At 59.8% G+C, this 7122-nt stretch carries 6 protein-coding genes; 1 reads left to right on the top strand and 5 read right to left on the bottom strand.

Annotated features, from left to right (window positions below):
• Positions 1-88 precede the first annotated feature (88 nt).
• The 4 genes from DW49_RS0125440 to DW49_RS0125425 all read right to left on the bottom strand — a co-directional run bounded on the left by DW49_RS0125440 (position 89) and on the right by DW49_RS0125425 (position 4155).
• Positions 89-871 (bottom strand): MetQ/NlpA family ABC transporter substrate-binding protein, encoded by a 783-nt coding sequence (locus DW49_RS0125440; RefSeq protein WP_005621359.1) that lies wholly within the window; start codon positions 869-871, stop codon positions 89-91.
• 170 nt (positions 872-1041) lie between these two features.
• Positions 1042-1992 carry a sigma 54-interacting transcriptional regulator gene (locus DW49_RS0125435; RefSeq protein WP_003383506.1) on the bottom strand — a complete coding sequence of 317 codons (951 nt, stop codon included), beginning with the start codon at positions 1990-1992 and terminating at the stop codon, positions 1042-1044.
• An 82-nt stretch (positions 1993-2074) separates the two neighbouring features.
• Positions 2075-2656: an alpha/beta hydrolase gene (locus DW49_RS0125430; RefSeq protein WP_005621362.1), complete on the bottom strand. Its 582-nt coding sequence runs from the start codon at positions 2654-2656 to the stop codon at positions 2075-2077.
• Positions 2657-2871: 215 nt separating this feature from the next.
• Complete coding sequence (locus DW49_RS0125425; protein WP_005621364.1) at positions 2872-4155, bottom strand: MFS transporter; 1284 nt, start codon at positions 4153-4155, stop codon at positions 2872-2874.
• A gap of 631 nt (positions 4156-4786) precedes the next feature.
• On the opposite strand from DW49_RS0125425, the gene DW49_RS0125420 reads away from it, so the two are divergent.
• Complete coding sequence (locus DW49_RS0125420) at positions 4787-5779, top strand: AraC family transcriptional regulator (protein ID WP_005621366.1); 993 nt, start codon at positions 4787-4789, stop codon at positions 5777-5779.
• Positions 5780-5844: 65 nt separating this feature from the next.
• Here the strand turns inward: DW49_RS0125420 and DW49_RS0125415 are convergent, their stop codons facing one another.
• The gene (locus tag DW49_RS0125415; RefSeq protein ID WP_005621368.1) at positions 5845-7074 is read right to left on the bottom strand and encodes a 2-octaprenyl-3-methyl-6-methoxy-1,4-benzoquinol hydroxylase; all 1230 of its coding nucleotides are present in this window, start codon (positions 7072-7074) and stop codon (positions 5845-5847) included.
• Positions 7075-7122 lie beyond the last annotated feature (48 nt).

Genomic DNA, 7122 nt, shown 5'->3' with positions numbered 1-7122 from the left:
CGCGGAGCGTCCAGAACGGCATGCGACGCAGAGCGTCGCACGATAGTTGAGGTTATCGTTCCTCAGTGCGGGAACGAGAGTCAGTGGGTCAGAACGCAGGCAGTACCGCGCCGTCGTACTTCTTGTTGATGAAGTCTTTGACTTGCTGGCTGGTCAGCGCTTTCGACAGTTTTTCGATGGCGTCGGTGTGGGCGTTGTCTTCGCGAGTGACAAGGAAGTTCACGTACGGCGAATCAGCGCCCTCAATGATCAGCGCATCCTTCTTCGGATTGAGCTTGGCTTCCAGCGCGTAGTTGGTGTTGATCAGGGCGAGGTCAACCTGGCTCAAGGCGCGTGGCAGTACAGCCGATTCCAGTTCGCGGAACTTGAACTTCTTCGGGTTGGTCGCGATGTCTTTCGGTGTTGCCAAGGCGTTGGTCGGGTCCTTCAGGGTGATCAGGCCACCTTTCTGCAACAGGAGCAGGGCACGACCGGCGTTGCTGCCTTCGTTCGGGATGGCGATGGTTGCGCCTTCAGGCAGGTCAGCCAGTTTCTTGTACTTGCTGGAGTAGCCGCCGAACGGTTCGACATGTACACCAACGCCGGTCACCAGTTTGGCGCCCTTGCCTTTGTTGAAGCCGTCTAGGTAAGGCTTGGTCTGGAAGTAGTTGGCGTCCAGACGCTTTTCGTTCAGTTGAACGTTGGGCTGTACGTAGTCAGTGAAGACCTTGATTTCCAGGTCCACGCCTTCTTTGGCCAGGGTCGGCTTGATCAGCTCAAGGATTTCCGCGTGCGGTACAGGCGTTGCGCCGACGACCAGTTTTTCGCCTGCGTGAGCCAGGCCAATCGAAAGTGCAGCCGCCAGAGCGGTGATCAAAAACGTCTTTTTCATGCAATGTCCTTAGCGAAATCCGAGAGCGTCATCCAAAAACGACGCCTTATTATTCAATGGTTTGCCGTCGCGCGATCCGATCACTGCGACATCACGCTGACATTACCGAGATTTTATATTCCGATGAAAGACTTTTTAGTCGAGTGCTTATATCTTTTTGTCTAAAGCCCTCACGCAGGGCTCTGCTCAAGCTGCGACGTCACCGTTTCCAGCAATTGCCGCAGCGCAGAAAGCTGCTCGCGATCTCCGTTGCTGACCAACAGCTTTGCCTGGCGTTCGATCAGCGTCAGCGGGGTGGCGATGTCGGGCAGGTTGATGTCTTCGGCCCGAATCTCGTCGCCGCTGCTGACCAGCAATGCAAAGTGAATGACGTTTTCCAGCTCGCGAGTGTTGCCGGGCCAGCTATGGGCTTCCAGCGTGCGTTGCGCGTCTTCGCTGATCAACTGCACGGGCAGGCTCAGGCGCTGGCTGTAGATGCCGACAAAATATTCCGCCAACGGCAGGATGTTGCCCGGCTGTTCGCGCAATGCGGGCAGGTCGAGCTTCCCTTCGCTGAGGTAATGATAAAGCCGCTCATGGAATTTTCCGGCGGCTACCGCTTGCGCCAGATCGATGCTGGTGGCCGCGACCAGGCGCACATCGACCGGGCTGGGCTGGTGCGCGCCAACTCGGGTGACTTCGTGATTTTCCAGCGCGGCGAGCAGCTTGACCTGAATCGGCAACGGCAAGTCGCCGATCTCGTCCAGGTACAAGGTGCCGCCATTGGCCGAACCAAACCAGCCTGCGCGGCTGCTGACCGAGCCGCTGTGCGCCCCGGCGGCGTAACCGAAAAGCTCGGCATCGGCGTAGGTCGGGCTGATGGCGCCGCAGTTCACTGAAACGAACAGGCCTGAGCGATCACTGCCGCGATGAATATGCCGTGCCAGCAGCTCCTTGCCGGTCCCGGATTCACCGCGGATCAGCACCGGCAGCTCACGCGGGGCCAGTTGCTCCATTTCTTCACGCAAGCGGCGTGAGCGCGGGTCGATGAACACCAGCGCCTTGGCGCGAATGCTGAGTGGGCTTTTTTCCGCATCGGGAAAGGTCAGCAGCGGCTGGCCGAAATTTTCGTGAAGGCTCATGACACACTCCCGCCTGAGCCCTTGCGACGGCTCAAGCGTTAAAAAGACAGGGCCCGGCAGGCCCGATAGATACGTAATCCGCTCATGCGCGACGACGCGCGTGCTGCTCCAGACGATTTTGCAGTCGGTACAGATAAGCGAAGCCCTGCTCCCAGCGTTGATGGCCGGACTTGACGTTGATATGCCCGGCCTGGTTCAGAAACCCAAGCTCTGCACCCCAATGGCGAGCCATTTCAATAGCGCGCTGGGAGCTGACAGCAGGGTCGTTGTCGGAGCTGACAATCTGCGTCGGAAACGGCAGCAGATCGGCAGGAATCGGCGCGAAGTTGCGCAATGCAGGGGGGCAATTCGGACGCTCGACATCGGCAGGCGCAACCAGCAACGCGCCTTGCACCTGGCGAAGGGTTTCCAGCGGCGCGAGTTGCGCCCAGTGCGCGACCGTCACGCAACCCAGGCTATGAGCGATAAGGATCACTGGCGTGCTCTGCGCGGTAATGGTGCGCTGCAGCTCGCCCACCCAGTCTTCACGGCGCGGTTTGAGCCAGTCGGCTTGTTCTACGCGTGTGCTGCTGGGCAGGCTGTTTTGCCAATGGGTCTGCCAATGATCATCAGGAGACCCTTGCCAGCCTGGCACGATCAGATACCGGATCGACTCGTTATGCATGGATTCGCCTCCTGCATGTATGCGTTCATGAGACGAGTATAGGGACTCAAGTCATATTCGCTAAGGAATAAGAAGCTATTTGTTAATTCCCAAAACGAATATAAGCTGTCAGACAAAAAAAGAAGCCGTCCCCTGCCTTCGAGGAACGGCCTCTAATAAAAAATCACTTTCAGGGCAAAGAATATCCGCGCTTCGTTACAGGATTACGACGGCACTCAGGCTGCCGGAACGGCGCGAGCACCCGACTCGCCAACACTCAGCGCTACGGGCTCTTCGTTTTGCGGCACCTCACGGGCCACGGTCCAGACCACAATCGCGGCCACCACGTCGAAGATCGCCAGCACCACGAACAGCGGGCTGTAGCCGATCTTGGTGACCAGCACGCCAAACACCATCGTGAACGCGGCCGCCCCCATGAACCCGAACATCCCGCCCATGCCGGTGGCCGTGGCGACTTCGTTTTTGCCGAACGAGTCGGAGGTGATCGAGTACAGCGCACCCGACAGGGTCTGGTGCGCAAAGCCGCCAATGCACAGCAGCGCGATGGCGGTGTAAGGGCTTTCGACCAGCCCGATACAGGCCGGGCCGATCATGCATGAACAGCCGAACAGCATGACCATCTTGCGAGAGGTGAACAGCGAGACCTTGCGGTACTTGTGAAACAGCGGGCTGAGATAGCCGCCCAGCACGCAGCCGATGTCAGCCGCCAGGAACGGCAGCCAGGCGAACATCGCGACTTCCTTGATGTTCATGTGCCGTTCGGTCATCAGGTACAGCGGGATCCACGCGTTGAAGGTCTGCCAAGCGGGCTCGGACAGAATGCGCGCCGAGGCGATGGCGTAGAAATTGCGGTTCTTGAACAGGCGTTTCCAGCTGCCTTTCTGGGCAGGAGCATCCTTGAGGCGCGATTCCTGGCCGCTGAGAATGTAATCGCGCTCGGCATCGCCCAGACGCTTCTGGTCACGCGGGTGCTTGTAGAGCAGCAGCCACAGCCCGCTCCACACGATGCCCAGGCCACCGACAATCAGAAACGCCAGTTCCCAGCCGCTGTGCAGAATCGCCCAGACCACCAACGGTGGCGCGAGCAATGCGCCGAATGACGAGCCGATGTTGAACCAGCCGATGGCGACCGAGCGCTCCTTGGCCGGAAACCATTCGGTCGTCGCCTTGACGCCCGCAGGCAGGCCCGCCGCTTCGGTCAGCCCGAGCAGGCCACGGAAGATTGCCAGGCTCTGCCAGCCCGTTGCGAACGCTGCCGCAGCGCAGGCGCCCGACCAGGCAACAGCGAAAATCGCGAAGCCCATCTTGGTGCCTATTGCGTCGATGATGTAGCCCGCCACCGGTTGCATGATTGCGTAGCACAACTGCCAGGCAACCACGATGTGCGCGTACTGCTCGGTGGAAATGCTCAGCTCGCTCATGAGCGTCGGCGCTGCAACGGACAGCGTGTTGCGTGCGAGGTAATTGACGACCAGGCCGGCCGTAACCAGCCCCACCATCCACCACCGAATTCCTTTTATCTTCATCTCTTCACCCTGTTTATTTTTAGATTGGCGATGAGCGTCCCGCGGCCAGAACCGTGAGGCGGCAGCTTTTATGTAACGTCAGATTGCGGATTCTGCAGAGGGGGTAATCGATAGATTTCGACGATATTCAGACGCCTTAGGCGACGTATCGAGCGATCCAGACAGGGTTATTGCCTGACAATTTGGTCTGATCATGGCCTTGTTACTCTTTGAATTATTTTTATGGTTGTAATTTTAGAGAAGTCTTATGTTGTCGTACAACATCTCGCATTTATAGTCATTTGCCATGACAGTGTCAAATGCCAGAAACGCCGTTTACTCCGCTTGGCAAGCGCTTGCGAATGTTGAAGCCTGAACGCTTACCCGCCACGTTATACGATGACTGCTTGGAAAGGCAGCGTTTATAGCTCATTTGGACCTATTCACCACTGACTGCAGGCTATGAGGCACTGCAATTCATAGCGCAGCGTCGAGAATCAGCTCCGGGGGCTTGCACAACTGTCACAAATGCTTTCATTCTCTGGCTGTGACATCGGGCAAAGGAGTGCCCTGCGATGCCTGGTCGGCGACAGTCCGACGCTGAATGCAGGAAAAGGCGCCCCGTATGCCTGAGCCAAGCAGTCTCGCCAGTTGGACCCGTGCCTTGCGCAAGCAACTCGATGCGCTGGGTGTGGACAGCCATGCACTGTGCAAGAGCGCGGGTATCAATATGGAATCGCTGGGTGACCCCGGCGCGCAATTTCCGGCCGACGCTATCGCCAGGCTTTGGCAACTGGCGGTGCACGCCAGCCTAGATCCGGCGCTGGGCCTGCGGGTCTCGCGTTTTGTCAGCCCCACAGCGTTCCATGCGCTGGGCTATACGCTGGTGGCCAGCGGCTCTCTGCGCGAGGTTTTCGAGCGTATCGTGCGCTATCGCGCAATGGCTGAAGACTCGCTGGAACTGGACTTCAGAGCGGTCGGTGAGCGTTACGAGTTTCGCTTCGGCACGCCGAAATCGTGTCAGCTACCTGCGCATGAATTGCTGGATGCATTCGCGGCCATCTACGTGCGCACTTGCCGCAGTCGGCTAGGCAGAGGTTATGCGCCACTGGCCGTGCACCTGCAACGCCCTGCGCCTGACAATCCGCAGCCCTGGGAAGACCTGTTTCGTTCGCCGGTGATGTTCTCGGCGCAGGAGAACCTGCTGGAGTTTGGCGGCGATGATTTCGACAGCCACCTGGATGACGGCCCTGTCCAAGTGAACGAGCAAAAAGCCAATGGCGATCCATTGCCTTCGCTGATCTGGGAGCAGCGCGTGCGCTCGGCCATCGAAACCCTGCTGCCGGATGGCGAGCCGACCGCCGAGAGCATCGCTACAGCACTGCACCTGAGCACGCGCAGCCTGCATCGCCACTTGGCGGACGAGGGTTGCTGCTACGACTTGCTACTCAATCAATGCCGCCAGAACCTGGCACTCCTGCACATGAACGACCCGCAAAGCTCACTGAGCGAAATCGCCTACCTGCTGGGCTTTACCGACACCGAAAGCCTGAGCCGCGCGTTCAAACGCTGGACCGGACTGACACCGGGGCAGTATCGGAGCGCGTTGGGGCGGTGAGGATAGTGCAACCATCGTGCGACGCTCTGAGTCGGCATGCTGTTCTGGACGCTCTGCGTCCGATCTTAATAAGCGTTAAGCCGTGCCAACTCAGGCAGATCCCCCGACAACCCCAAAGCCTCGCGCACGAACAAGGCCTTGGCCTCGGGCATTTGGTTGACCATTTTCAAGCCGGTATTACGTAGCCAGCGCAATGGCAGCGGGTTGGCCTGGAACAGGCGTTCAAAGCCTTCCATCGCCGCCATCAACGCCAGGTTGTGCGGCATGCGGCGACGCTCGTAGCGGCCCAGCACGCGCAGGTCTGCCACGCGCTCGCCGCGCTGCGCCGCTTGGCTCAACACTTCAGCCAGCACCGCCGCATCCAGGAAGCCCAGGTTCACGCCCTGCCCGGCCAACGGGTGAATGGTGTGCGCCGCGTCCCCAATCAGCGCGAGGCCCTTGGCGACGTAGCGCTTGGCGTGACGCTGACGCAGCGGCACGCACAGGCGCGCGTCGGCAGACAAGACCTGGCCCAGCCGGCCCTCGAACGCCTGCTCCAGCTCACGGCAGAACAGATCATCTTCCAGCACCATCAAGCGCTCGGCTTCAGCGGGCGTCACCGACCAGACAATGGAGCACCAGTGCTCGCCCTCACGGTCCAGCGGCAGAAACGCCAGCGGGCCGTCATCCGTGAAACGCTGCCAGGCGGTTTTCTTGTGGGAATCGGCCGTGCGCACACTGGTGACGATGGCGTGGTGCAGGTAATCCCACTCGCGCGTCGGCGTTTCGGTCAGGCGTCGCACTGCAGAGTTAGCACCGTCAGCGGCAACCACCAGCGGCGCACGCAGCAAACGACCGTCCGCCAGCGTCAGCAGCCAGTCATCGCCGGAGTGACGCATCTGCTCAAGCCGCGCGTTGGCCAACAGGCCGATATCGCTGTCGTGCAAACGGTCGAGCAACGCATCCTGCACCACTCGGTTCTCGACAATATGGCCCAGCATATCAGCGTGCACACTGGAGGCCGAGAAGTGGATCTGCCCGGTGCCGCTGCCATCCCAGACGTGCATGTGCGCGTAAGGGCTGGTGCGACGCGACGCGATGCCTTCCCACACGCCAAGCCGTTGCAGAATGCGCTGGCTGGCCGCTGACAGAGCGCTGACCCGTGGCTCGAACGTCGATTGCGGGTCGAAGGGTTTGACACTCAAAGGCCCGCCATCGACCACCAGCACATCAAGGCCACTGCCCTGCAAGGCCAGCGCAAGAGCACTGCCGACCATTCCGGCCCCGACAATCAACACATCCGCGCGCGTTTCCATGGTCAAAGCGTTCTCGCTTGTGGCCGAAGCCGTGTATGTGAAGTATGT

It is taken from the genome of Pseudomonas avellanae BPIC 631, from assembly GCF_000444135.1.
In the GTDB taxonomy this organism is placed as follows: domain Bacteria; phylum Pseudomonadota; class Gammaproteobacteria; order Pseudomonadales; family Pseudomonadaceae; genus Aquipseudomonas; species Aquipseudomonas avellanae.
This window is presented reverse-complemented; position numbering and strand designations above follow the sequence as displayed.

Bases quoted from the DNA above. Each gene is read 5' to 3' on its own strand.
- DW49_RS0125435 (WP_003383506.1), bottom strand. From the start codon at position 1,992: ATGAGCCTTCACGAAAATTTCGGCCAGCCGCTGCTGACCTTTCCCGAT.
- DW49_RS0125425 (WP_005621364.1), bottom strand. From the start codon at position 4,155: ATGGTGGGGCTGGTTACGGCCGGCCTGGTCGTCAATTACCTCGCACGC.
- DW49_RS0125415 (WP_005621368.1), bottom strand. From the start codon at position 7,074: ATGGAAACGCGCGCGGATGTGTTGATTGTCGGGGCCGGAATGGTCGGC.
- DW49_RS0125430 (WP_005621362.1), bottom strand. From the start codon at position 2,656: ATGCATAACGAGTCGATCCGGTATCTGATCGTGCCAGGCTGGCAAGGG.
- DW49_RS0125420 (WP_005621366.1), top strand. From the start codon at position 4,787: ATGCCTGAGCCAAGCAGTCTCGCCAGTTGGACCCGTGCCTTGCGCAAG.
- DW49_RS0125440 (WP_005621359.1), bottom strand. From the start codon at position 871: ATGAAAAAGACGTTTTTGATCACCGCTCTGGCGGCTGCACTTTCGATT.